The following is a 23,322-nucleotide window of genomic DNA, read 5'->3' on the forward strand; positions in this document are numbered from 1 at the left end:
GGCCGCATCGCCTGTTTGCGTAGCATACCGAAAGGCATGAACAATGGATAAACCCGTCTCGAAAGATACCGAAGGGCGCCCTCTCGCCAACGAAGGTCTACTCCTCACCTTGGTCGAGCGCCTGACCGAGCGAGGAATTATCCGACCTGAAGAAGCGGATGACATGCTTGCCCTCCTGGCGGCTTTCTCCGAACAGCCATTGCCCTCACCCTCCCCTGTCCGCGCCGAAGAGGCACTGGGCAAGACCGCAATGAAGGCCGCAGCGCGACACCGCCAGTCGGTGACGGCGCGGCGGACACCCAGCAGGCGGAGCTTCTGATACGCCCGGCCGACGGGCGCGAGCGTACCGCGCTGCAAGGGCGCACACCCGCGTCTCACTCCGGAACTCAGGACGGCGGCATGAAAAAAGCGGCACTCCCAAGGGGAATGCCGCTTTTTGTTTAGGTCGCTTCGTTCCGTCAGCGTTTGCCTTCGGTGGACGTTGCAATGCTGGACTGCGTGATGGACACCGGATCGCTGGCGGGGAACGTATCTTCCAGACCCGTGTCCAGCTGCTCCTCGAGAGCATCGGTGTCGCCGGCCGAACGCGCGCTGCGCTGCACGGACAGCGAGTTGGACGTATCGCCGCCGCTGCCCTCGAAATTGTCGAGATCCAGCTCCTGACGAGCGATTTCTTCCATGATCTTCTGGGCTTGCGGGATGGCGTTCATGCGATTGATGGTTTGCGCCCGATCATTCTTGACCAGCACGGAGACCACCTCTCCGCCGTCGCCGACGAACTCGACCGTATAGCCGAGTTTTCCACCCTGTTCCGCCACGACCTGCATTCCTACGACTTGCATGGGAGTGTCTCCTTTATCGTCTTCGGTAGCACGCCGGATGTGGAATCCGGGCCGGGGCAGAGCTCCGGCCCGCACAACATCCTCGTGTCCGGGAATAAACGCTGCCCGTTTCGCTTTGTTCCCCTGAAACCAGGCTCAGAGGCTGACCTTCGCATTGTCGCCCATATCGGGACGGGTATCCGTCACGGCGGCCGCCATCATCTTGATGTAGCTTACCATGGTGCCGGGGCTGTCCCAGTATTCGGCGAATTTCGGTGTCACCCGTAGCACGCGGATCTCGGGATCGTCGGGGCTGTCCCACCAGGCCTTGGCCGGCGTGGACCAGAGTTCGCGGATGAGCTCGCGATCGTTGGAAACCTCCGCGGTCCCGCTCAGGGACACGTATTTCTGTCCGCTCGGATCGGAGAAGGCCAACCCGACATTGGGGCGGCTCTCGATCTCGTCATCCTTCGCGCTGCGGGCGTCGGTGAGAAAGTAGATGGCATTTTCCATCGGCTCCACGTGGGCGGACATGGGGCGTGCACGGATATCCTCTCCCGTACGGGTCGAGAGCATGCAGAAGCCGATGTCCTTCATGAGTGTCCAGGTGCGGTCGATGTCATGGGTGGTGCTTGCCATGGGGGCATTCCTTTCCTTTGCCAAAAGAAAGGCCGCCCGGCACGATCGGGCGGCCCTTGAGAGTGTCGGTTACTGCTGCGGCTTGAGCGTTTTCACGTGCTCGAGGTGCTTCTCCAGCGTCGGCAGCGTCTTCTTGGCGAAGGCGCCGAGCGCCTCGCTGTCCGGCTGGTCCGAATAGGCGCGGAAGATGGAGACGGCCTCGGTATGGGCTGCCGTCTGCAGGGCGATGTAGGCGCTGTCGAAGTCGGCATCGGATGCACCCTCAAGCTCCTGCACCATCGACTGGTGCTTCGGCATCAGGGCTTCCGGCGCCGAAAGGCCTTCCTGCTTCACTGCGGCGGCAAACTCTTCGCCGGCCTTCGTGTGGTCGTCGATCATCTGCTGCGCGAAGGACTTCACCTCGGAGGAGGAGGCCCGTTTCAGTGCCATCTGGCTGGTTACGATCTCCAGCTGGTTGGAGCTGGCAACGGCAGAGGCAAAGCTGTTCTTGTCCAGCTTCATCGCCTCCTCGGTCCCGTTTGCCGGCGCGGTCGTCTGCGCGCTCGCCGGAAGCGAAACCGCGGTGACGCCGGCCAGAACCGTCATTGCGGCAAGGGTAAGCAGTTTGTTCTTCATGGTCGGATTCCTTTCTGCTGAGACCCATGAGAACAGCCCCGGGGGAGAATGGTTCCGATTGCAGGGGCGGCGGCCTGCCGCACCCCTTGCGGGAACGGGCGGGGGCAGAATGGGGTTCTAGTCCGGTCAGGAAGGATCAGCACATGGACCGAGACATCAGGATCTGGCGTCATCTGTGTATCGACATGCAGAGACTTTTCGCGGAGGAAACGCCCTGGCACGTGGGCTGGGCACACCGCGTGCTGCCCGCCGTGGAGCGGCTATCGCGGGCGGCGCCCGAGAAAACGATCTTCACCCGTTTCCTGCCCCCGCGCTCGGCCTCGGCCGCGCCGGGCATGTGGCGCCAGTACTACGAGAAATGGTGGATGATGACGGGCGAGCATGTCGACCCCGCCCTGCTGGACCTCGTGGCGCCGCTGGAAAGCCTCACGCCGCCGGCCATTGTCTTCGACAAGACGGTCTATTCCCCGTGGCTGGACGGCCGGCTGCACCGGCATCTTGTGGAACAGGGTGTCGGGACGCTTGCCATCAGCGGCGGCGAGACGGACGTCTGCGTGCTCGCAACCGTGCTCGGCGCCGTCGACCTCGGCTATCGCATCATCCTGCTCAAGGATGGCGTCTGCAGCGGATCGGACCCGACCCATGATGCCAGCCTGGCTGTCATCGGAGGACGGTTTTCCGTGCAGGCCGAGGTGATGGAGACCGACGATTTCATCGATCGTTTCGCGCGCCCGCTTACTTCACTTTCGACCAGCTGACGCTCTTGCAGACGATTCCACCCAGAACGCAGCCGCGGGTGGTCATGGATTTGCCTTCCACGGTCAGCTTCAGCTTGAAGTTCATGTTGCGTTGCGGATCGAAGGCGGAGCCCTTGTAGGTGCCCTGCCCGTCCTTGCTGATGGTCATCACCAGCACATCGCCGGTCTTCTCGCTCTTCGTGCCGGGCTTGATCCAGGTGTTGGTCGCGCAGATATTCTCTCCGCAGGGCGCGATCCGGACCTTTGCAGCGCCATCGCCGCGCGCCCACTCGCCCATCGGGCTTTCGGCCTCCGCCAGCGCAGGCATGGCAAGGCCGAGCCCGATCGTGAAAGTCATGAGAAGGGGAAAGCGCTTCATCATTGTCATCAACTCCTCTCGTTATCCGTGGCTGCACCATCCGGTTTCATCCGGATCTCGGCGCGCCGCCCGACATTCATGGGCTGAGGACGCTTGAAGGGGCAGGAAAGTTTCATTTCGCGTCATCAACCGGTGATTTTTGGCCTCGCGACTGAAACTTTGAAGCGATCTGTCCCGTCTGGAATGACAACGACAGGAAAACGGGGAGAACCATGGATATCGTCGTGCTGGCGGCGCTCGCCGCCGCAATGTCCGTCATCATGACCGCCGCCTGGGGCATCCAGCGCCTCACGGGTGCGAGCGGCTGGGTGGATACCATCTGGTCCGTTGCCGTGAGCATCGGCGGGATTGCGGCTGCCTGGGCGGCGGAAGGCACGGATGAACGCCGGTGGCTCGTCGGTCTGCTGGTCGCCCTCTGGTCACTCCGTCTTGGCGGGCATATCGGCCTGCGCACTCGCGGTGCCGGCGAAGACCCGCGCTACGAGAAGCTGATTGCCGAATGGGGAGACCAGGCCGCATTTCGGCTCTGGACCTTCCTCCAGATCCAGGCCGTGGCCGCCTTCATCCTCGTTCTTGCCGCCTATCTGGCCGCGAGCGGCACCGGTCCCTTCCCGTCGGCGACGGATATGGCAGGCCTGATCGTCGGCGTTGCGGCACTTGGCGGGGAGGCGCTCGCCGACCATCAGCTCAATCTGTTCCGCAAGACACCCAAGGCAAAGACGGCGGTGATGGAAAGTGGCCTCTGGGCCTATTCCCGTCATCCCAACTACTTCTTCGAATGGCTTTTCTGGTGCGCCCTGGCGATCATCGCCCTCGGCGGAGGTTGGATCGGCCTGATCGCCTTGCTCGCTCCGGTCCAGATGTACTGGCTGCTGGTTCACGTCTCTGGTATTCCGCCGCTCGAGGAGCACATGCTGAAAACCCGCGGCGAGGCCTTCCGCGCCCTGCAGTCGCGCGTCAACGCCTTCTTTCCCGGGCCGCGCCGTACCGGCTTCACCACACAACCCTCATCCGTCAAGGAATGACGCCATGAACATGATTGCCTTCGCCATCCAGGCCGCCGAACGCACTCCGATCCCGGACACCATCACGCTCGCCGGCATCGATTTTCTCTGCGGGCGCACGCGCAGGCGGCTGGAAACGGTTCCGGAGCAGGCCGAGATCGATTTCGCGCGCTCGATGGGCAATTTCCCGGTTGCCGTTCATACGGATGCGGCCAACGACCAGCATTACGAACTGCCAGCAGAATTCTTCTCGCTCTTCCTGGGCGCCCAGCGCAAGTATTCGAGCTGCCTGTACCCGGCGGCCTCCACCACGCTGGATGAGGCCGAAACGATCGCACTCAAGGAAACCGCCGACCACGCCGAAATCCGCGATGGCCAGACCATTCTGGAACTCGGCTGCGGCTGGGGGTCGCTCTCCCTCTTCCTGGCCGCGAACTATCCGAATGCCCGCATCACGTCGGTGTCGAACTCCTCATCCCAGCGCGCCTATATCGAGGGTCTCGCGTCCGCGCGTGGCATCACCAACCTGACGGTGATCACCGCGGACATGAACGTGTTCCAGACGGAAAGCCGGTTCGACCGGATCGTCTCGGTGGAGATGTTCGAGCACATGTCCAACTGGGAGGCGCTGCTGCGCCGTGCCCACGGCTGGCTGAAGCCCGATGGACGCATGTTCCTCCATGTCTTTACCCACAAGAGCCGTTCCTATCGTTTCGATCACTCCGATCCCGCGGACTGGATCGCTCAGCACTTCTTCACCGGCGGCATCATGCCGGCACACGATCTGCCGAAGCGTTTTCCCTCGCTCTTCACCGTGGAAAAGGAATGGCGCTGGAACGGACGGCACTACCGCCGGACCGCACTGGACTGGCTGAAGAACTTTGATGCCAACCAGACGGAAATCGACCGTATCCTGAACTATGTCTACGGCAAGGACGCGGCTCTCTGGCGGCGGCGCTGGCGCATGTTCTTCCTCGCAACGGCGGGCCTGTTCGGGCACGCGGACGGCGAGGTATGGGGCGTGGGGCATTACCTTCTGAAGCCGGTGGCCGCAGGGGAGCAGGCCCGTGGCTGAGGCCGTCGCAACCATGCGCGAGACGGATGCCCTGACAGCCGCAAGCGTGACCGTGGCGTGGGTGGTGGCGCTCAACAAGCCCTTCTACCCGCTCTATGTCTGGTGGCTGACCGGCGAAGGCACGGCAGCTTCGCTGGTCGCGGTCGCCGCCGCTCCCTTCTTCGCCGCGGCAGCGCTGATGGCGAAGACCAATCCCCTCGCCGCCCGTCTCGGCGTGCCGCTCATCGGCATCGTCGATACGGTGCTGGCCGGCGTGTTTCTCGGGCAGGCCGGCGGAACGGAGCTCTATTTCGCCGCCTGCCTGATGCTGGTGGCTCTCAATTTCCACGCGGCGGAAAAGTGGCTTCAGCGTGGACTTGCCGTCTTCGGCTTTGTCGTCTTCTTCCTCTTCCACGGGCGGTTTTCGGCCCCCCTGCATGTCTGGGATGCGGCGGGCGTCCAGTCGCTCCTCACGCTGAACGCCTTTTCGGTTGCCAGCCTCATGACCTTCATCGCGCTTCGTTACGCGGGTGTTCCGCGCGGCTGAGGGGGACGCCCCTCAGCCGGCCTTTTTTGGAAGCAGCTTTTCGGAAAACATGAGGGCGGCCGGGGTAAACCCCGCCGCCCTCTTCTGTTTGTCGCAGCGCCACGCGTGGCGGCGCACCGCCCTCAGTGACTGTCCCTGCCCACGGGCGCACCGCGGCAGCCCTTGAGGAAGTCGAGATCGGCGCCGGTATCCGCACCCATCACATGCTTGTGGTGCAGCATGGCATAGCCGGATGCCGGCGGCTCCTCGCGCGGCTTCCATTCGGCAAGCCGTGCTGCCAGTTCCGCGTCGGAGATCTCCAGCGTCAGGCTGCGGTTCGGCACGTCGAGGCTGATCATGTCTCCATTGCGCACCACCGCCAGCGGGCCACCGGCGGCAGCTTCCGGGCTCGTGTGCAGGACAACGGTGCCATAGGCGGTGCCCGACATGCGGGCATCCGATATGCGCACCATGTCGGTGATGCCCTTGCGGAGCACCTTCGGAGGCAGGCCCATGTTGCCCACTTCCGCCATGCCGGGATAACCCTTGGGGCCGCAATTCTTCAGCACCATGACGCAGGTCTCGTCGATGTCGAGCGCCTCGTCGTTGATCTTGGCCTTGTAGTCGTCGATGTCCTCGAACACCACGGCACGGCCGCGATGCACCATCAGCGAGGGCGTCGCGGCAGAGGGCTTCAGCACGGCGCCGTTCGGGGCGAGGTTGCCGCGAAGGACGGCGATGCCACCCGATTTTGCCAGCGCCTTGTCCGCGGGCAGGATGACGTCCTCGTTGTGGTTCACGACGTCCTTCACCTGCTCCCAGGCCGTCTGGCCGGAAACGGTGAGTGCATCCTTGTGCAGCAGGCCGGCTTCGCCGAGCCGCTTGATGACGACAGGCAGGCCGCCCGCATAGAAGAACTCTTCCATGAGGTATTTGCCCGAAGGCATCAGGTTGACGATCGTCGGCACGTCACGGCCGCAACGGTCCCAGTCGTCAAGCGTCAGGTCGATGCCCACACGCCCGGCAATGGCCAGCATGTGGATGACGGCATTGGTGGACCCGCCGATGGCGGCGTTCGTGCGGATGGCATTCTCGAATGCCTGCTTGGTCAGCACGTCGGAGGGCTTCAGGTCGTCCTTGACCATCTGCACGATGCGGCGGCCGGTCAGCTGGGCCATCACGCGACGGCGGCTGTCGACGGCGGGGATCGCGGCATTGCCCGACAGAGCCATGCCCAGCGCCTCGGCCATGGAGGCCATGGTGGACGCCGTGCCCATGGTATTGCAGGAGCCGGGGCTGCGGCTCATCGAGGCTTCCGCTTCGGCAAACTCCTCGGGCGTCATCTGGCCGGCCTTCACGGCTTCGGAGAACTTCCAGAGATGGGTGCCCGAACCGACCCGCTCGTTCTTGTAGTAGCCGTTGAGCATCGGTCCGCCCGTGACGATGATCGACGGAATGTCGGTCGAGGCTGCCGCCATCAGCAGCGAGGGCGTGGTCTTGTCGCAGCCCACCATCAGCACGCAGCCATCCATCGGCTGGCCGCGCATGGCCTCCTCCACCGCCATGGCGGCAAGGTTGCGGAACATCATGGCCGTGGGACGGAAGGCGCTCTCCGATGCGGAAAAGACCGGCACTTCCACCGGAAATCCGCCTGCCTCATAGATCCCGTGCTTCACCCGCTCGGCCAGATCGCGCAGATGGGCATTGCAGGGGGTGAGCTCCGACCAGGTGTTGAGGATGCCGATGACAGGCCGCCCGTCGAACAGGTCGTGCGGGAACCCCTGGTTCTTCATCCACCCCCGGTGATAGATCGCGTCGCGGGACGAGCCGCCGAACCATTCCTGCGAGCGCAGCTTGCGCGGCCAAGGTGCGGGTTTGAAAGTCATGGCATTCTCCTAGATCGTTTCCTCAACCGGCGGGCCGATGGCTCGGCCCGACCGCATATGACGGATATACCTAAATATAAACGTTTAACCAGCGCCTGAGTACCCTCAAAGCGCCGAAACGGCAACTGCACCCTGCTCTGCGGCTTCCTTCTCCAGCGGGTTCACCAACGGCAGGCCGAAGGGCCCAGCCTCGATTTCGAACACATCGCCCCCTTCGGTGCGGATGCCGTCTGCGAAGGAAAGCGTAGCCGTGCCGAACATGTGGACATGCAGATCGCCCGGCTGGCGGAACAGCGCGTACTTGAAGTGATGGTGCTCGAGGTTGGCAAAGGTATGGGACATGTTGGCCTCGCCCGAAAGGAACGGCTTCTCCCACAGAACCTGCCCGCCCCGGCGAATGCGCGTTACGCCGCGGATGTCCGCCGGCAGTTCGCCAAGCAGGATTTCCGGACCGAAGCTCGCCTGCCTCAGCTTGGAATGGGCGAGGTAGAGATAGTTGACGCGCTCCGTGACGTGGTCCGAGAACTCGTTGGCCAGGGCCCAGCCGATGCGGTACGGACGCCCATCCGGCGCGATGATGTAGATACCGGCGATTTCGGGTTCCTCGCCGCCATCCTCGGCAAAACCGGGCGAAACCAGCGGCTGGCCGGACGGGACTGCGGTGTGGCCGTTGCCCTTGTAGAACCACTCGGGCTGAACGCCCACCTCGCCTGCGGCGGGCTTGCCACCTTCGAGGCCCATGCGGAACATCTTCATGCTGTCGGTCAGCGTTTCCTGAGCCGCCTCCAGCTTGGCATGCATGGCATCGCGGGCGGCAGCGGAGCCCAGGTGGGTCAGACCCGTGCCCGTGAGGTGCATGTGGGCCGGATCGGGATGATCCACCGGCAGCAGCAGCCGGCCTTCGGCCGCCGCAGCCGCCAGATCGACCGCTTCACCCAGCCCGTGGGAGGCAACTTCCTCCGCCAGGCTGCGGCCGGCGGCAATGGCCGAAAGTGCGAGATCGTAGACGCTGGTCGCCCCACGAACGACGGCCGCCTCCGAGCCGTCCCGGGCGACGACGGCACGGCCACCGCCGGGAAGGCTGATCTGGGAGAGCAACATGGAGGGCTCCTTCTTACTTGGACTTGTTGTAGACGTCGAAGATGACGGCGGCGAGCAGCACGAGGCCCTTGATGACCTGCTGGTAGTCGATGCCGATCCCGAGGATCGACATGCCGTTGTTCATCACGCCCATGATGAAGGCGCCGATGATGACGCCGACGATCTTGCCGACGCCGCCGGACATGGATGCGCCACCGATGAAGACGGCCGCGATGACGTCAAGCTCGAAGCCGACGCCGGCCTTCGGGGTCGCGGAGTTGAGGCGCGCCGTCACGATCATGCCGGCCAGCGCCGCCAGGACGCCCATGTTCACGAAGGTGAGAAACACGAGCTTTTCCGTGTTGATCCCCGAGAGCTTGGCCGCCTTCAGGTTGCCGCCGATCGCATAGATGCGCCGGCCGGGGGTCGTCTGCTCGGTGAAGAACGCATAGAGGATGGTCAGCACCGTCATCACGATCAGCACGTTGGGCAGGCCGCGGAAGGAAGCGAGCTTCCAGCCGACGAAGACCAGGGCGGCAGCCATGATGGCATTGCGGATGTAGAAGATGGCCGACGGCTCCTGCTGGATGCCATAGGCCGCATCGCGCTTGCGGGCGCGCCAGCCGAGCCAGACCATCAGCGCAGCCGCGATGACCACGACGACGACAGCCGTAAGGTTCGGGCGGTTGACCGCGAAGAGATCCGGAATGAAGCCGGTCGAGAGCGACTGGAAGCCCTTCGAGAAGGGGCCGATGTTCTGCCCGCCGAGAAGCCACAGCGTCAGCCCGCGGAACACCAGCATCCCCGCCAGCGTGACGATGAAGGAGGGAATGCGCCAGTAGGCGATCCAATAACCCTGCGCCGCGCCGATGACGGCGCCGCAGAGCAGACCCGCGGGAACCACGACATAGACCGGCAAGCCCATGTTGACGCTCATCACCGCGGCAATCGCCCCCACGAAGGCCGCGACCGATCCCACCGACAGGTCGATATGCCCGGCCACGATGACCAGCAGCATGCCGAGCGCCATGATGATGACGTAGGAGTTCTGGAGGAACAGGTTGGTGATGTTCTGGGCAGAAAGGAAATCCACATCCAGCTGCGCCCGCACGACCACGAGGAAGAACAGCACGATGGCAATCAGCGCCATCAGCATGCCGTATTCGCGGAAGTTTTCCTTGAGATAGTCCAGGCCCGGCTTGGCCCCTGCGTTTTCGTCTTTTGTCACGACAGCCATTGCACGTCCCTCACTTGCTCACGATCAGCGCCATGATGCGTTCCTGGCTGGCCTCTTCCCGAGCCAGCTCGCCGACAAAGGCACCTTCGTTCATCACGTAGATGCGGTCGCACATGCCGAGAAGCTCCGGCATTTCGGACGAGATCATCACGACGCCGCGGCCTTCGTCGGCCATGCGGTTCATCAAACCATAGATTTCGAATTTCGCGCCGACATCGATGCCGCGCGTGGGTTCATCGAGGATCAGCACCTCGGGATCGGTGAAGAGCCACTTGGACAGCACGACCTTCTGCTGGTTGCCGCCCGAGAGGTTCACCACCTTCTGGTGGACCGACGGGGTCCGGATCGCCATGGCCTTCCGGTAACCCTCGGCGACGGTCGCCTCCTGCGCCTTGTTCAGCACGCCGCGCATGGCCACGCCTGCAAGGTTTGCAAGCGAGATGTTCCGGAGGATCGGCTCTTCCAGAACAAGACCGAGACCCTTGCGATCCTCCGTCACATAGGCAATGCCCGCATCGATGGCGCGGGTGACGGTGGAGGTATCGACCGGCTTGCCGTGCATGCGGACCTCGCCGGTGATGTCCCGCCCGTAGCTTCCGCCGAAGATCGACATGGCAAGCTCCGTACGCCCTGCCCCCATCAGGCCGGCAATGCCCACGATCTCCCCCTTGCGGACATGGAAGCTGACATCCCGGATCATCTGGCGGGCGTGCTGTTCCGGATGCCAGACCGACCAGTTCTTCACTTCCATGAGCACGTCGCCCACATGGGGCGTGCGCTCCGGATAGCGATGGGCCATGTCGCGGCCGACCATGTCGCGGATGATCCGGTCCTCGGAAATCTCCTCCCGGCGCAGCGTCGAGACCGTCGCGCCGTCGCGCAGGATGGTGATCCGGTCGGCCACGCGGGAGATCTCGTTGAGCTTGTGCGAGATGAGGATCGAGGTGATGCCCTGCGCCTTCAGCTCCAGCAGCAGGTCGAGCAGCTTCTGGCTGTCGTTTTCCTGCAGCGCCGCGGTGGGCTCGTCGAGGATCAGCAGCCGCACGTTCTTGGCAAGCGCCTTGGCAATCTCGACCAGCTGCTGCTTGCCGACGCCGAGCTTTTCCACGAGCGTTGCGGGCGGATCGAAAAGACCGACCTTCTTCAGGAGCGCTTCCGTGCGCTGGAACGTCTCGGGCCAGTTGATGACCCCGCCGGCGGCAACCTCGTTTCCGAGGAAGACGTTTTCCGCGATGGACAGCAGCGGCACGAGCGCCAGCTCCTGGTGGATGATGATGATCCCCTTGGTTTCGGAATCCGCGATGGACCGGTTGGCGAGGGGTGCGCCGTCATAGGTGATTTCGCCTTCATAGGTGCCGTGGGGATAAACCCCGGAGAGCACCTTCATCAGTGTCGACTTGCCGGCACCGTTTTCCCCGCAGATGGCGTGGATCTCGCCGGCCTCGACGCTGAGGTTCACATGATCGAGGGCCCGAACACCGGGGAACACCTTGCTGATGCCCCGCATTTCCAAGAGCGCTGCCATGTTTCCTCCCTTGCTGGATAAAAGGCCCGCCGCGCCAGGGGGCGGCGGGCCAATGGCATGAGCCGGAGCTTACTTCAGCTGGTCGGCGGTGTAGTAGCCGGACTTGACCAGAACTTCTTCATAGTTCTTGGCATCGACCGGCAGCGGCTCGAGCAGGTAGGACGGAACGACCTTCACACCGTTGTTGTAGGTCTTGGTGTCGTTGATTTCCGGCTCCTTGCCCTGCAGGATCGCGTCGACCATCTTCACGGTGACACCGGCAAGGGTGCGGGTATCCTTGAAGATCGACGAATACTGTTCGCCGGCGATCATGGACTTGACGGAGGGCACTTCAGCGTCCTGGCCGGTCACGATCGGCATCTTCAGGTCGCCCGAGCCGTAGCCCACGCCCTTGAGCGAGGACAGGATGCCGATGGACAGGCCGTCATAGGGAGACAGCACGCCATGCACCTGCTTGTCGCCGTAATTGGCCGACAGGATGTTGTCCATGCGGGACTGGGCAACCGCACCGTCCCAGCGCAGCGTGCCGACCTTGTCCATGCCGGTCTGGCCGGAACCGATCACGATCTCGCCGCTGTCGATCATCGGCTGCAGGACGCTCATGGCGCCGTCGTAGAAGAAGAAGGCGTTGTTGTCGTCCGGCGAACCGCCGAAGAGTTCGACGTTCCACGGCTTCACGTCCGGGAAGCGCTCCTTGAGGCCGTTGACCAGCGAGGTGGCCTGCAGCACGCCGACCTTGAAGTTGTCGAAGGTGGCATAATAGTCCACATTGGCGCTGTCACGGATGAGACGGTCATAGGCGATGACCTTGATGCCTGCGGCGGCGGCGTTTTCCAGCGCGTTCGACAGCGTGGTGCCGTCGATGGCGGCGATCACGAGGACCTTGTGGCCCTTGGTGATCATGTTTTCGACCTGCGCAAGCTGGTTCGGGATATCGTCTTCAGCGTACTGAAGGTCGGTGTCGTAGCCGGCAGCCTTGAACTGCTCGACCATCGAATTGCCGTCCGAAATCCAGCGTGCCGACGACTTCGTCGGCATGGCGATGCCGACGGTCCCCTTGTCGCCGGCGAAAGCAGTGCCGGAAAACAGCACAGCCGTAACTGCGAGCGCGGAAAGCGCCTTCTTGAAAAGATTCATTGTGTCCTCCTCGGGGCCGCATTACCTCCTGCGGCACGTGTCCGGTCCTTCTGTCATCCCGCGGGGATGCTGACCGTGGCGGAACGATTGCAATTGCTCGCCATGTCAGTCAAATAATGTTTGGTGATTTCGATATGGCCAAAATGTTATGTCTTCTTTCGACAATGCTGATGCCCTGCTGCAAAGGGGCCTGAAACTCTCCCATCTGCGGCTTCTGGAGGCCCTCTCCGAAAGCAGCCAGATCAGCGATGCCGCAAGAAGGCTGGGGATAGCGCAGCCAGCAGCCTCGCGGCTGCTGGGGGAAATCGAACGAATCGTCGGCCGCCCCGTCCACGAGCGCACGGGGCGGGCGTGCTGCTGACACCCGTCGGCGAGGCTCTGGCGCTTCGGGCGCGCCGCATCCACATGGAGCTTCGCGACGCAGCCCGGGACGTCAATGAAATCGACATGGGCAATGTCGGCCACGTCCGGATCGGCTCGGTGACCGGGCCTGCACTCGAGCGGGTGCTGCCCGTGCTGCGCACCGCCCGGGTGGTGCAGCCAAAAGTAACCTACGAGGTGATCGTCGCGACTTCGGATATCCTGTGCCAGCATGTTCTCTCGGGCAGGATCGACTTCGCCATCGGCCGGTTGCCGGTCGGCCCCGAGCGGCAGATGCTGTCTGCCCGGATGATCGCCACCGAACCGGTCTCGCTGATGGTGCGCAAGGGGCACCCGCTGGAACGGCTGACCCCGATCGAGCCCGCGCAGCTGATGCTTTACGACTGGGTGATGCCGGGGCCGGAGTCGCTGCTCTGCCAGACCGTGGTCGCCCGGCTAAGGGCACTGAAAATGCCCGAGCCGACGCAACGCTTCTCCACCGCATCCTTCCTGCTGACACTGGCGCTCTTGCAACAATCGAATGCGATCGCGCCGCTCGCCCATGCGGTCTGCGCCGCCTTCTCCCAGGGGCCGGAAGCGCCCTACACGATTCTCCCCGTGGAGCTCGGCATCGAGGTGGAACCCTACGGGTTCATCACCCGCGCCGACACGATCCTCACGCCTGCCGCGTCGCGCATGGCGCAAATGCTGCTCGGCGAAGGTATTTGATCTGTATTTTACGGATCCATCGAAGCTTGCGCGAAGCTTGCCGCACCTGCGCGCAAGAACTTCCGGCACCTCGACAATAAGTAATTTCTTATTTAGCATCGATTCAATCAAATGTTGAGTACCATCCGGGAAGGGTCTACATCCAGCCCAGGTCAGCGATTTCGAGACAATCATTTCATCACGAGCGGAGCTCCATTATGCCTAAAGGTTCTACACTCAACTGGAGGATGGCCCACGGCCGCGTTTACGAGGCCGGCGCAGTCGGCGACGACACCTTTAACGTGACGGGATACACCGCCACGGACAACGTCGACGGCGGTGCAGGCAACGACACGGTGCAGCTCACCGCTGCCGGCACGATGGACATCACGGTGCCGGCCACCTTCCTGAACATCGAAAACCTGCGCGGCTCCAGCGGCGACGACACCTTCATCGTCAGCAATGCGCGCCTTGTGGGGATAACGTCCATCGATGGCGGCAACGGCAACAACACCATCCAGATGAAGACGGGCGAAGCCGAAGTGAGCTTCGCCAACATCACGCTGACGAACATCCAGAAGATCGCGGGCAACGCTGCAGCAAACATCATCACCGGCTCCTCTTCGGGCGACACGATCGACGGCGGCGAGGGTGACGACACCATCAACGGTCGTGACGGCAACGACAACCTCACGGGCGGCCTTGGCGACGATACCCTGATGGGCGGCGCAGGCGACGACCGGCTGACCGGCAGCGACAACACCGACGGCGAGGATACCCTGGTCGGCGGAACCGGGAACGACACTTACGTGGTCGATGGTCTGGACGATGTCATCGACGAGCTCGCCGACAACGGCTCCGGCACGGATACAGTCGTCGCCAACGAGGTGACCTACGACCTGAGAAGCGACCGCATCCGCGGCGAGGTCGAGAACCTCACCCTCACCGGCTCGCGCAATGTCAACGGTTTCGGGACGCGCGGCGACAATGTCATCACCGGCAATGACGGGAACAACAAGCTCTACGGCCTGGAAGGCAACGACACCCTGATCGGCGGCCAGGGAACCGACCGCCTCGAAGGCGGGGCCGGCAATGACCGTCTGGACGGCGGCACCGGCATCGATACCCTGCTGGGTGGCATCGGCAACGACACCTACGTCGTCGACGACGCCCGCGACATCGTGGACGAACGGGCCACCATGCTCCCCAAGAACGCGCCGAACAACGACACCGTCGAAGCCAGCATCACCTACTCGCTCACTGGAAACGCTTCCATCTTCGGGGTGATCGAGAACCTGACGCTGACCGGCAACACCGCCATCGACGGCACCGGCAACGAGCTGGACAACCTCATCACCGGGAACGGCGCGGTGAACCGGCTTTACGGAAACGAGGGCAATGACAAGCTCGTGGGCGGTGCCGGCGCGGACATCCTCGAAGGCGGCGACGGCAACGATACGCTCGATGGCGGCACCGGTGCCGACACCATGTCCGGTGGCGACGGCGATGACATCTATATCGTCGACGATGCCAACGACGTGGTGGATGAGAGCTCGGGAACCGGCGTGGATACGATCATGTCCTCGGTGACCTACAGCATGGTTCGCCAGAACGGCGCCCTGCCGCAGGGCAGCATCGAGAAACTGGTGCTGACGGGAGCGGCAAACATCAACGCCACCGGCAATGCGCTCGCCAACGACATCAAGGGCAATGACGGCAACAACACGCTCGATGGCGGCGCCGGCAACGACCGCCTCGAGGGCGGTGCAGGCACGGACACGCTGAAGGGTGGCAAGGGCAACGATACCTATGTGATCGACAGCTACACCGACACCCTCGATGAAACGAGCGGCAGGGGCTCGGACATCGACACCGTCGAGGGGGCGATGAACATCTCCTTTGCCAACGGATCGACCGAAACGCCCACGATCCGCGGCGATATCGAAGGCATCCGCCTGATGGGAACGGGGAACTTCAACGCCACCGGCAACGGCCTGAACAACGAACTCACCGGAAACTCCGGCAACAACAGGCTCGACGGCGGACTCGGAAACGACACCCTCACGGGCGGCAAGGGAGCGGATTCCTTCCTGTTCTCCACTGCGCTCAACGGGACGAACAACGTCGACCGGATCACCGATTTCAACGCTCCGGAAGACACGATCCTGCTCGATCATGCGATTTTCACCGCGGCAGGCGCCGTCGGCATGATCGCGTTGAACGCCTTTGTTTCAAACCTGACCGGATCAGCGACGACTGCCGATCAGCGCATCATCTACGAAATGGATACCGGAAAGCTGTTCTACGACGCCGACGGCAGCGGTGCGGGCGCGGCCATCCAGTTCGCACTGCTTTCGGCGAACCTTCGCGGCCTGAGCAACAAGGACTTCGTGATTTTCTGAGAACCGCAGGCGGGGTGGGCGTCTGTCCCTCCCCGCCGGCCTTTTTTCGTGCAAGCCGGCCCCCACCTGCCCCTCTGCCGTCCCGGCCCGCCTTGAAGGCTGGGGGCGGCAGGCAAGCTCCGTCGAGCGTCAGGGTTATCGCCGGCAATCCCAACAGTTCGCCTCGCCAATCCGTCGGACTCCGCCTATGATCCCGCCGCCGCCACGGGAGGCGGTGACCCATGATCGGCGTCGCGCGGGACAGGACAAACAGGCTCCACCCGGCCGGCGCCCACTGGCCAGGAGGGCCCATGAAACGCCAGATCCTTTCGCTTTCCATTCTCCTCATCGCCCTGCCCGCCGAGGCCGCGGTCTCCGGTTTCTACGACAGCGCCGAGCAGATCGGCCTCATCCTGTCGAGCGAAGCCGTCGCCGACGCGGTTCACCAGGCGCCGATCGGATCCATTTCCAACACAGGCACGCGGAAAGACGGCGCGAACGAATGGACGGTCCGCGTTCAGGAATGCGACCTCAAGGTCTATCTGAAACCCGTCCTGCCGAATGGCCCGGGGAAAACCACCTACGAACTGGAAGCCCCTGGCGCCTGCGAATGATGCAGGCGCTGTTGCCTTCGTGCGCGCCGCAGGACTGACGGCGCGCACCACGCCAATCAGCGGCCCGGCTGCCAGGGCCGCGCGGATTCTCCGGGTGCGACCGTGTAGAAGCCGTTCGCCGCTACGGTCTGCCATGCACCCGGTTGCCCGTCCGGCCAGATGACACGGAATGCGACACTCTCGTCCTTCCCGACCCCGAAGTGGGTGAAGCCCAGCTGCCCGCCCGCATGGCCACCACCAATGGTGATTTCCCGGCGCATGACGTGATCCGCGTGCTTCACCTCTATCCAGGATCCAATGGCATCCCGGTTGGCGCCGGGCTGCTGAAGCCGCAAGGCGACGAAGTTGCCGGCATCCGCCGTCTGGTTCCGCCAAATTTCCGGATCGGTCCACCGATTGGTCACCACCAGATCGATCTTGCCGTCGAGATTGAAGTCGGCAAGGGCGGCGCCGCGCGCCACCTTCATGCTCGCGACGCCGGCTTCAAGGCCCATCTCGACGAAATTGCCCTTCTCGTTCTGAACGAGCAGGTTGTTGGGGTCCTTGGCCGCGAAATCGGGCATCTCGGCCACATTGCCCTTGGCAATGAAGAGATCGGCCAGACCGTCATTGTTCACGTCCTGAAACTCCGTGTGCCAGGCGGTCGAAGGGTGCCAGTCGCCGCCGGTATAGGGACGATGGGCGGTCGCGCCCTTTGCAAAGGCGACGTCCTTGTAGGCGGCGGGACCCTTGCCGTCCTTCGGGGTTTCGACAAGCGTCTGCAGCTTGTTGTCGGCCATGCTGGTCAGGAAATATTCGGGATAGCCATCGAAATCGAGGTCGTAGCTGGCAATGCCCATGCCCCAGATGCGGAGGTATTTCCAGCCCTCCTCCTCGGTATAGAGCGCCGGCGGCTTGCCCGGTTCCATGTGCCACATCTGCTCGCGGCCGCCCTTGTAGTATTCGCGGTCGTTCGAAACGCGCAGCGACGGCGTGCCGGAACGGTTCCAGTCGGTGAAGAGAAGCGAGAGGGCGCAGTAGCTCGGCTTGAGCGGCAGCGGATCGGCGAAGCGGCGGCTCGGCTCGCCGGGCCTCTTCTCCGGCCGGTGCAGCCAGTTGTCCGTGCAGGAGCCCCAGGGCATCATGTCAGCCTTGGGGTCGATGTAGTTCCCGACCGCAAGCGTCGGCCAGTCGTTGCCCCTTTCCCAGGTGGCGGCAAAGGAAGCGGACCAGGCCTCGCCCCCCTTGAAGTTCCAGGCTTCGTTGGCCCGTTCGAAGCGGCAGCCGCCCTTCCCCCGCATCACGATGTTCTCGCCAAGGCGCAGAAGCACCAGGTCGGTCTTGCCATCGCTGTCGATATCGACGGGATAGGAACCGAGGAGCTTGTCCACCTCGACGCCACTGTCCTTCGCCTCCTCGAAGGTCAGGCTTCCGCCCCGCTTGCTGGTGTTGCGATAGAGCTTCGCCTTTTCCTTGCCGCCCGGCAAAAGAAGGTCGGAATAGCCATCGTCGTCGCAATCGAAGGCAGAAACCCCGCCGCCCACCATATACTCCCACTCTCCCTGATAGGGCGTGCGGAGCCCGGCAGTGGCGGATTCGTCGACGAAGGATGGAACGATCGGCTTCGGAGCCGGAGCGTCTTCGGCGCAAGCGCCGGCGGCCGGCAGAAGCAGCAGCGCCGCTGCGAGGATCGGGTGTCTGGGCATGTTACATCCTCGTCTTCAGCGCGACGACATGGGCGCCGACGCATTTTCCCTGCTCCAGCCCGCGCTCGATGGCCGAGCGGAAGTGGATGCCCCCATAGAGACGGGAGAGAGCGGCCTCCTCGGCCGCTTCCCAGAAGCTGCCATAGGTGCGCGGAGCAAGACCGTCGGCCTCGTGCGTGCTGTCGGTGAAGGTCTTCTTCTCGCCGAAAAGGCTGGCCAGCACGACCGCCGCGGCACCGGACTGGGTGCTGTGACCGCTCGGATATTCCGGGAAGGGCGGCGTGATGAGCAGCGGCTCCCATTTCGGGTCCATGGTCTTCTTGATGTAGCTCACGGGCCGCACGAGGTTGAACTCGAACTTGGTGTCCCAGCAGCCGATGAAGGCATCCGCAACCGCCACTCCGAGGCGCGCCATGACGTCAACCGTGGTGGCAAGGTCGGCGCGGTCGGCTTCGAGAACTTCCCAGCCGATGGATACCCAGTGCCCCGGAGGTGTCGGGGACAGCATCGGATCGTCCGACCAGAAGCGGGCGATCGCCTTCTGCTCCTTGGTCAGCCCCTTGACGACGTCATGAACCTCCACGGCCTCCCTGTAGAAGACCGAAGCCTTGTCCTCGCTGTATTCCGGTGGAGCGGGCAGCCGGCAGGACGAGCCTTCCGGCATGGCAAAGGGGCGATTCTTGCCCCAGTCGGGCAAGAGCGGAACCTGCTGCTGGCGGATCAGCGAGGTCGGCACCCATCGCCCGGGACCAGCCTTGAGCGTGTATTCGAGCGGGAAACCCATATTCTCCACGACCGCCCCGCCATCGCCTTGCGACCATTTCAGGATGGCTGTGGCCATTGCCGTACCGAAGTCGGCGCTGCGCCGGACCACATCCGCGGGCATGCCGTCCGTGACGGTGGCATGCATCTTCTCGCTCATCCGGCTGAAGGCATGCTGCCCGGTCGGCCCGGTGCGGTTGAAGAGTTCCCGCGTCGCGACCGTCATCGCGGCATTCAGCACGATGGCATCGTCATAGACCGCACCGGCTTCGCGGCTCGGCAGATCCTTGAGATCATTCAGCTGGCCCTGAAGGCTCACGAGACGGGTGTGCTCACCGGCAACGGACTCATAGGCCGTGACGCCCAGATAGGCAAAGGAACGGCTCGCCACCGGCGGCGAGTAGTTGGGCGTGTGGCGCACCAGCTCCAGCACGAGCCGATACCAGGTCTGGAGTACCTGCTCCGGCGGCATCCGCTCCGCCCTTGCGGACGGTACATGCGCGAAAACGGTGACGATGAGTGCGACCAGAAGCGCCAGCGGCGCTCCCTTCCAACGTGCGGACATTGCTCCTCCCGAGCGTGAACCCCGTGCATCTCGACGCCGGATTGTTCTGCGGCTCCGGTCGCCTCTGCACTTAAATCGATTATTGTCGGCTATTATTGTCCAATTCCGTGGCTGCCGTCCAGTGTCCGCAACACGCCATAGAGATCCGGGCGGCGATCGCGGAAAAGCCCCCAGGCCCGCCGGTATTCTCCGATCGCATCGAGATCGAAGGCATGCACGAGCACGGTTTCGTCGGTGCGGTTGGCTTCGGCCACAAGGGCACCCGTGTGATCGGCGATAAAGGAGCTGCCATAGAAGGTGCAGGTGGTTTTCCCCTCCACTTCCACGCCGATCCGGTTGGACGCAATGACCGGCATGACGTTTGCACCCGCATGCCCCTGCATGGTGCGCTGCCAGTGGCGGGCGGAATCGATCGTCGGATCGTGCGGCTCGCTGCCGATGGCTGTCGGGTAGAAGAGAAGTTCCGCACCCTGCAGGGCCATGGCGCGCGCACCTTCGGGAAACCACTGGTCCCAGCAGATGCCGCAGCCGATGGTGGCGTGGCGCGTGCGCACCGCCCTGCAGCCCGTGTCGCCGGGGCTGAAATAGAACTTCTCCTCGTAGCCCGGCCCCTGCGGGATGTGGGACTTGCGGTAGTTGAAGAGAATACTGCCATCGGCATCGATGATGGCAAGGGAGTTGAAAAGCGCCATTCCGGAGCGCTCGTAGTAGGAAACGGGCAGCACGACGCCAAGCTCGCGCGCAATCGCACGGAAGTGGCTGACGCCCCGGTCTTCGTCCAGCGGATTGGCAAGCCCGAGATGGGCGGGGGTCTGCTCCTGGCAGAAGTAGGGTGTCTGGAAAAGCTCCTGCAGGAGGACGATGTCTGCCCCCTGCCCGTGCGCCCGGCGCACCAGCGCCTCGGCCTTCTGAATGTTCTCGTCCCTGTCCCAGCTGCAGGCCATTTGCGTGGCGGCCACACCGATCTTTCGCATCGCGGTTCTTCCCCTGTCAGTCTCGCCCCTTCACCCGACGGTCTGGCCGGAGAGGAGATGCCGCGCAGTCGAGCAGATGACGAGGGTCACCGCAAGAGGCTGACATGACAGGGGAAGCACGCGCGTCCCGGGAGGAACCTCCTGAATAAAAAAAGAGAAGCGGGAAGCGCGAGAGAACCGCGTCCCTCGGTCTGCACTCGGGAGGACTAGCCCTTCCCGCTTCTCGTCTCTGCCTGCCTTCCGGCACCCGCCGCCGCAGGTGTAAGAGGCATGCCGCATCCTACCGACGCATCGCGTTGGACGGATCCGGCACGCCGCCGCCCCCTTACCGGCAGAGATCCTGGAGCAGTTCGCGCTTTGCCAGCCTGACGGTGCGCGTGCCCTGCAATGAAATGAGACCCGAAGACCGCATCTTGGCGAAAGTGCGCGAGACGGTTTCGATGGTCAGGCCGAGATAATCCGCGATGTCGAGACGCGGCATCGGCAATTCGATGATGTCCTCGTCGCCCTGGCGCTCGGCCATGTCGAGGAAGAAGGCGGCGATGCGCTCCATGGCGCACTGACGCCCGATGACCAGGAGATGTTCCTGAGCCCGCAGCAGGCCCCTGAGGGCGAGCGGCATCAGCTCCGCAGCATCAGCTCCGATCGAGGAAAGAGGCTTCAGGCCCGTGGCGTTGATCGCCTCGGCAAAGAAGGAGCGGGTCGCGCCCGGCTCGAAACCGAAGATCTCGCCGGCGAGATGGAAGGCGATGACCTGCCGCCTTCCATCCGCCAGCAGACGGTGGATCCGGACTGCTCCGAATTCCACCACGTAGAGCTCGCCCGCCCGGTCGCCCTCCGCATAGATCTCCGCCCCCGAGGTGTACGTCCGGACAGATGCCGGGCGCATGGCACCGGAGGGAACGCCGATACCCAGTCCGCCGAGCCGTCCGGCAAATGCCGCGTAGTCTGCAGTGTGCATGGTCTTCTCCATCTCGTATGCCGCGCCGGCCCATCCGGTCGCCATCCCTTGCGGTTGGCACCAGCGCCGCGCCCGGAGTTCCGACCGCCCCCGATCGGCGGGCGTTGCGCTGGTGTTGAGGAGAAAATGCCAAAAGCCAGTTCGGTGCGAAATTCGGTTATGTCCCTACGGGTAATCCCGTACTGCCCGCCGGGCTCAGGCGACGGCAAGCCGCCGCACGGTTTCCACGAGCTCGTTTCCCTGAAACGGCTTGGCAATGCCGCTGACGCCCGCATGATCGGGAACCGGGGAAAGTGCATCCGAAAGGAAGAGTATGGGCCGGTGTGCCGCATCGAGCCCGCCACGGGCGGCCGCCTCGACGCGGTAGTTCTCCGAATCGAGGATGATGCAGGCCAGGTCGGCGCGGGCATCAAGGCCGGCCGGCCAGGCGCGGCTGCCCTCCACGAGAAAACCCTCCACGCCCAGCGCAAAGCTGAGCGATGCGAGCAGAGCCTCGTCGCGGACGATCACGGCTATGGTCTTCGAGGGTTTCAAGATGATTTTTCCCGGCAAGAGGCCCTGTTGTGGCCACGTCTGCACTCTACCGGGAGTCCGCTCTGGAAAATTTGAGGCAGATCAATTTTTGCTCTGCGTATTTATGCGGATGGTAAACTACGAAGCGCTGATCCCCGCAGCGAGCGCCATCCGCACCAGCTGGGGCAGGCTGCGGGCCTGCATCTTGGACATGACGTTTGCCCGATGCACCTCCACCGTGCGCGGCGAGATGTCGAGATCGTAGGCAATGGACTTGTTGGGCAGGCCGGAAACGACTGCGGCAAAAACCTGCCGCTCCCGGTCGGTCAGCGAGGCAAGCCGCTCCAGCACGATATCGGCATCGTCGCCACTCTCTCCATCGGGCGTAATCTGGGCCGCGGCGGCGCGGATGGCGCCCATCATCACCTCGTCCTCGAACGGCTTCTCGATGAAGTCGACCGCCCCCGCCTTCATCGCCTCCACGGCCATGGGCACATCGCCGTGGCCGGTCATCACGATGGCGGGTATCTTCAGCTTCAGGGCGTTCACCTGCTGGATGAGCTGAACGCCGCTCATGTCGGGCATTCGGAGATCGGTGACGAGCACGGCCGCCTTCAGCTGGGGCGCGACTTTCAGGAACTGGGTGGCGCTCTCGTGAACGCGCACGGAAAAATCGTTCATCGTCAGCATGAATGCCAGCGACTTCCGGACGGTCTCCTCGTCATCCACCAGATGCACGGTGAAATCAGCCATCTCCATGGTCGGAACCTCCTTTCAGGGCGGGCAGCGTGAAGCGGAAACGCGCTCCGCCGCCGTCGTGACGGGACACGGTCATCTCCCCTCCATGCGCCTCGACGATGCGGCGCGAAATGGAAAGGCCGATGCCCATGCCGCCGGGCTTGGTCGTGGTGAACGGCTTGAACAGTTCCGCAGCAATCTCCTCCGAGATGCCGGGGCCGGTATCCTCGACAATGACAGCAACTTCCTCGTCACCCGCGGGTTCCGTCCTCACGACCAGTTCCCGCACGGGCTGATCCTGCATGGCCTCTATGGCGTTGCGGATCAAATTGATGATGTGGACGGCCCTCCGAACCCGTCGCGCGAGATGCTAAGATCATTCTGCGCAACTCAGAGAAGGAACCGTGTCATGACTTTCGAG

Annotated in this window: 24 protein-coding genes and 1 pseudogene; 9 read left to right on the forward strand and 16 right to left on the reverse strand. The window is 63.6% G+C overall.

Going from position 1 to position 23,322, the window contains the following annotated elements; genetic code table 11:
* Positions 1–43 precede the first annotated feature (43 nt).
* Complete coding sequence (locus GGR23_RS21820) at positions 44–319, forward strand: hypothetical protein (protein ID WP_183368448.1); 276 nt, start codon at positions 44–46, stop codon at positions 317–319.
* 139 nt (positions 320–458) lie between these two features.
* Here the strand turns inward: GGR23_RS21820 and GGR23_RS21825 are convergent, their stop codons facing one another.
* The 3 genes from GGR23_RS21825 to GGR23_RS21835 all read right to left on the reverse strand — a co-directional run bounded on the left by GGR23_RS21825 (position 459) and on the right by GGR23_RS21835 (position 2,075).
* Positions 459–842, reverse strand: coding sequence for a hypothetical protein (locus GGR23_RS21825; protein WP_183368449.1), 384 nt, complete (start codon positions 840–842; stop codon positions 459–461).
* Between the two features lie 135 nt (positions 843–977).
* A complete protein-coding gene (locus tag GGR23_RS21830) occupies positions 978–1,460 on the reverse strand; it encodes a pyridoxamine 5'-phosphate oxidase family protein (protein ID WP_183368450.1) in 483 nt (160 codons plus the stop codon).
* A 69-nt stretch (positions 1,461–1,529) separates the two neighbouring features.
* Positions 1,530–2,075 carry a DUF4142 domain-containing protein gene (locus tag GGR23_RS21835; RefSeq protein ID WP_183368451.1) on the reverse strand — a complete coding sequence of 182 codons (546 nt, stop codon included), beginning with the start codon at positions 2,073–2,075 and terminating at the stop codon, positions 1,530–1,532.
* A 143-nt stretch (positions 2,076–2,218) separates the two neighbouring features.
* On the opposite strand from GGR23_RS21835, the gene GGR23_RS21840 reads away from it, so the two are divergent.
* A complete protein-coding gene (locus tag GGR23_RS21840) occupies positions 2,219–2,833 on the forward strand; it encodes a cysteine hydrolase family protein (protein WP_183368452.1) in 615 nt (204 codons plus the stop codon).
* Here GGR23_RS21840 and GGR23_RS21845 read toward each other — a convergent pair.
* A complete protein-coding gene (locus tag GGR23_RS21845) occupies positions 2,811–3,191 on the reverse strand; it encodes a DUF2147 domain-containing protein (RefSeq protein WP_382341259.1) in 381 nt (126 codons plus the stop codon). The genes GGR23_RS21840 and GGR23_RS21845 overlap by 23 nt on opposite strands.
* A gap of 212 nt (positions 3,192–3,403) precedes the next feature.
* On the opposite strand from GGR23_RS21845, the gene GGR23_RS21850 reads away from it, so the two are divergent.
* Genes GGR23_RS21850 through GGR23_RS21860 form a run of 3 tightly spaced genes read left to right on the forward strand, consistent with a single transcriptional unit; the run spans position 3,404 to position 5,796 of the window.
* Positions 3,404–4,216, forward strand: a complete 813-nt coding sequence (locus GGR23_RS21850) for a DUF1295 domain-containing protein (protein WP_183368453.1) — start codon at positions 3,404–3,406, stop codon at positions 4,214–4,216.
* A 4-nt stretch (positions 4,217–4,220) separates the two neighbouring features.
* Positions 4,221–5,270 (forward strand): SAM-dependent methyltransferase, encoded by a 1,050-nt coding sequence (locus tag GGR23_RS21855; protein ID WP_183368454.1) that lies wholly within the window; start codon positions 4,221–4,223, stop codon positions 5,268–5,270.
* Positions 5,263–5,796 carry a hypothetical protein gene (locus GGR23_RS21860; RefSeq protein WP_343066716.1) on the forward strand — a complete coding sequence of 178 codons (534 nt, stop codon included), beginning with the start codon at positions 5,263–5,265 and terminating at the stop codon, positions 5,794–5,796. Before GGR23_RS21855 ends, GGR23_RS21860 begins: the two co-directional genes overlap by 8 nt.
* Positions 5,797–5,918: 122 nt before the next feature.
* Here GGR23_RS21860 and araD read toward each other — a convergent pair whose 3' ends face one another.
* From araD to chvE, 5 genes are all read right to left on the reverse strand, one after another.
* Positions 5,919–7,661, reverse strand: coding sequence for an L-arabinonate dehydratase (gene araD / locus GGR23_RS21865; protein WP_183368455.1), 1,743 nt, complete (start codon positions 7,659–7,661; stop codon positions 5,919–5,921).
* Between the two features lie 105 nt (positions 7,662–7,766).
* Positions 7,767–8,762, reverse strand: coding sequence for an AraD1 family protein (gene araD1, locus GGR23_RS21870; RefSeq protein WP_183368456.1), 996 nt, complete (start codon positions 8,760–8,762; stop codon positions 7,767–7,769).
* A gap of 13 nt (positions 8,763–8,775) precedes the next feature.
* Entirely contained in the window at positions 8,776–9,978 is a 1,203-nt protein-coding gene (mmsB, locus tag GGR23_RS21875; protein ID WP_183368457.1) for a multiple monosaccharide ABC transporter permease, read from the reverse strand.
* 10 nt (positions 9,979–9,988) lie between these two features.
* On the reverse strand, positions 9,989–11,503 hold the full coding sequence (mmsA, locus tag GGR23_RS21880; RefSeq protein ID WP_183368458.1) for a multiple monosaccharide ABC transporter ATP-binding protein: 1,515 nt from the start codon (positions 11,501–11,503) through the stop codon (positions 9,989–9,991).
* A 69-nt stretch (positions 11,504–11,572) separates the two neighbouring features.
* Positions 11,573–12,640, reverse strand: coding sequence for a multiple monosaccharide ABC transporter substrate-binding protein (gene chvE, locus GGR23_RS21885; protein ID WP_183368459.1), 1,068 nt, complete (start codon positions 12,638–12,640; stop codon positions 11,573–11,575).
* A gap of 148 nt (positions 12,641–12,788) precedes the next feature.
* On the opposite strand from chvE, the gene GGR23_RS21890 reads away from it, so the two are divergent.
* From GGR23_RS21890 to GGR23_RS21905, 4 genes are all read left to right on the forward strand, one after another.
* Complete coding sequence (locus GGR23_RS21890) at positions 12,789–13,001, forward strand: helix-turn-helix domain-containing protein (protein WP_183368460.1); 213 nt, start codon at positions 12,789–12,791, stop codon at positions 12,999–13,001.
* Complete coding sequence (locus tag GGR23_RS21895; RefSeq protein WP_183368461.1) at positions 12,992–13,729, forward strand: LysR substrate-binding domain-containing protein; 738 nt, start codon at positions 12,992–12,994, stop codon at positions 13,727–13,729. The genes GGR23_RS21890 and GGR23_RS21895 overlap by 10 nt, the downstream gene beginning before the upstream one ends.
* Before the next feature lie 197 nt (positions 13,730–13,926).
* Complete coding sequence (locus tag GGR23_RS23495; protein ID WP_183368462.1) at positions 13,927–16,110, forward strand: beta strand repeat-containing protein; 2,184 nt, start codon at positions 13,927–13,929, stop codon at positions 16,108–16,110.
* A 290-nt stretch (positions 16,111–16,400) separates the two neighbouring features.
* Complete coding sequence (locus tag GGR23_RS21905) at positions 16,401–16,703, forward strand: hypothetical protein (RefSeq protein WP_183368463.1); 303 nt, start codon at positions 16,401–16,403, stop codon at positions 16,701–16,703.
* A gap of 56 nt (positions 16,704–16,759) precedes the next feature.
* Here GGR23_RS21905 and GGR23_RS21910 read toward each other — a convergent pair whose 3' ends face one another.
* The 7 genes and pseudogenes from GGR23_RS21910 to GGR23_RS21940 all read right to left on the reverse strand — a co-directional run.
* The gene (locus tag GGR23_RS21910) at positions 16,760–18,388 is read right to left on the reverse strand and encodes a CRTAC1 family protein (RefSeq protein WP_183368464.1); all 1,629 of its coding nucleotides are present in this window, start codon (positions 18,386–18,388) and stop codon (positions 16,760–16,762) included.
* A 1-nt stretch (position 18,389) separates the two neighbouring features.
* Complete coding sequence (locus GGR23_RS21915) at positions 18,390–19,715, reverse strand: vanadium-dependent haloperoxidase (protein ID WP_183368465.1); 1,326 nt, start codon at positions 19,713–19,715, stop codon at positions 18,390–18,392.
* 92 nt (positions 19,716–19,807) lie between these two features.
* Positions 19,808–20,689, reverse strand: a complete 882-nt coding sequence (aguB, locus tag GGR23_RS21920; protein ID WP_183368466.1) for an N-carbamoylputrescine amidase — start codon at positions 20,687–20,689, stop codon at positions 19,808–19,810.
* A gap of 325 nt (positions 20,690–21,014) precedes the next feature.
* On the reverse strand, positions 21,015–21,650 hold the full coding sequence (locus tag GGR23_RS21925; protein ID WP_246366004.1) for a helix-turn-helix domain-containing protein: 636 nt from the start codon (positions 21,648–21,650) through the stop codon (positions 21,015–21,017).
* A 195-nt stretch (positions 21,651–21,845) separates the two neighbouring features.
* Entirely contained in the window at positions 21,846–22,184 is a 339-nt protein-coding gene (locus GGR23_RS21930; RefSeq protein ID WP_183368468.1) for a response regulator transcription factor, read from the reverse strand.
* Positions 22,185–22,301: 117 nt separating this feature from the next.
* Positions 22,302–22,916 carry a response regulator FixJ gene (gene fixJ, locus GGR23_RS21935; protein ID WP_183368473.1) on the reverse strand — a complete coding sequence of 205 codons (615 nt, stop codon included), beginning with the start codon at positions 22,914–22,916 and terminating at the stop codon, positions 22,302–22,304.
* A pseudogene (locus GGR23_RS21940) lies at positions 22,909–23,238 on the reverse strand (ATP-binding protein); the annotation flags it as partial. The gene fixJ and the pseudogene GGR23_RS21940, both read right to left, overlap by 8 nt.
* Between the last annotated feature and the right edge of the window lie 84 nt (positions 23,239–23,322).

Source organism: Gellertiella hungarica, from assembly GCF_014197145.1.
Lineage (GTDB): Bacteria > Pseudomonadota > Alphaproteobacteria > Rhizobiales > Rhizobiaceae > Gellertiella > Gellertiella hungarica.

Coding starts and splice junctions, on each gene's coding strand:
- GGR23_RS21905 (WP_183368463.1), top strand. CDS start 16,401: ATGAAACGCCAGATCCTTTCGCTTTCCATTCTCCTCATCGCCCTGCCC.
- araD1 (WP_183368456.1), bottom strand. CDS start 8,762: ATGTTGCTCTCCCAGATCAGCCTTCCCGGCGGTGGCCGTGCCGTCGTC.
- aguB (WP_183368466.1), bottom strand. CDS start 20,689: ATGCGAAAGATCGGTGTGGCCGCCACGCAAATGGCCTGCAGCTGGGAC.
- mmsB (WP_183368457.1), bottom strand. CDS start 9,978: ATGGCTGTCGTGACAAAAGACGAAAACGCAGGGGCCAAGCCGGGCCTG.
- GGR23_RS21825 (WP_183368449.1), bottom strand. CDS start 842: ATGCAAGTCGTAGGAATGCAGGTCGTGGCGGAACAGGGTGGAAAACTC.
- GGR23_RS21915 (WP_183368465.1), bottom strand. CDS start 19,715: ATGTCCGCACGTTGGAAGGGAGCGCCGCTGGCGCTTCTGGTCGCACTC.
- GGR23_RS21820 (WP_183368448.1), top strand. CDS start 44: ATGGATAAACCCGTCTCGAAAGATACCGAAGGGCGCCCTCTCGCCAAC.
- GGR23_RS21840 (WP_183368452.1), top strand. CDS start 2,219: ATGGACCGAGACATCAGGATCTGGCGTCATCTGTGTATCGACATGCAG.
- araD (WP_183368455.1), bottom strand. CDS start 7,661: ATGACTTTCAAACCCGCACCTTGGCCGCGCAAGCTGCGCTCGCAGGAA.
- GGR23_RS21835 (WP_183368451.1), bottom strand. CDS start 2,075: ATGAAGAACAAACTGCTTACCCTTGCCGCAATGACGGTTCTGGCCGGC.
- GGR23_RS21830 (WP_183368450.1), bottom strand. CDS start 1,460: ATGGCAAGCACCACCCATGACATCGACCGCACCTGGACACTCATGAAG.
- GGR23_RS21855 (WP_183368454.1), top strand. CDS start 4,221: ATGAACATGATTGCCTTCGCCATCCAGGCCGCCGAACGCACTCCGATC.
- GGR23_RS21910 (WP_183368464.1), bottom strand. CDS start 18,388: ATGCCCAGACACCCGATCCTCGCAGCGGCGCTGCTGCTTCTGCCGGCC.
- GGR23_RS21925 (WP_246366004.1), bottom strand. CDS start 21,650: ATGCACACTGCAGACTACGCGGCATTTGCCGGACGGCTCGGCGGACTG.
- chvE (WP_183368459.1), bottom strand. CDS start 12,640: ATGAATCTTTTCAAGAAGGCGCTTTCCGCGCTCGCAGTTACGGCTGTG.
- fixJ (WP_183368473.1), bottom strand. CDS start 22,916: ATGGCTGATTTCACCGTGCATCTGGTGGATGACGAGGAGACCGTCCGG.
- mmsA (WP_183368458.1), bottom strand. CDS start 11,503: ATGGCAGCGCTCTTGGAAATGCGGGGCATCAGCAAGGTGTTCCCCGGT.
- GGR23_RS21845 (WP_382341259.1), bottom strand. CDS start 3,191: ATGAAGCGCTTTCCCCTTCTCATGACTTTCACGATCGGGCTCGGCCTT.
- GGR23_RS23495 (WP_183368462.1), top strand. CDS start 13,927: ATGCCTAAAGGTTCTACACTCAACTGGAGGATGGCCCACGGCCGCGTT.
- GGR23_RS21890 (WP_183368460.1), top strand. CDS start 12,789: ATGTCTTCTTTCGACAATGCTGATGCCCTGCTGCAAAGGGGCCTGAAA.
- GGR23_RS21850 (WP_183368453.1), top strand. CDS start 3,404: ATGGATATCGTCGTGCTGGCGGCGCTCGCCGCCGCAATGTCCGTCATC.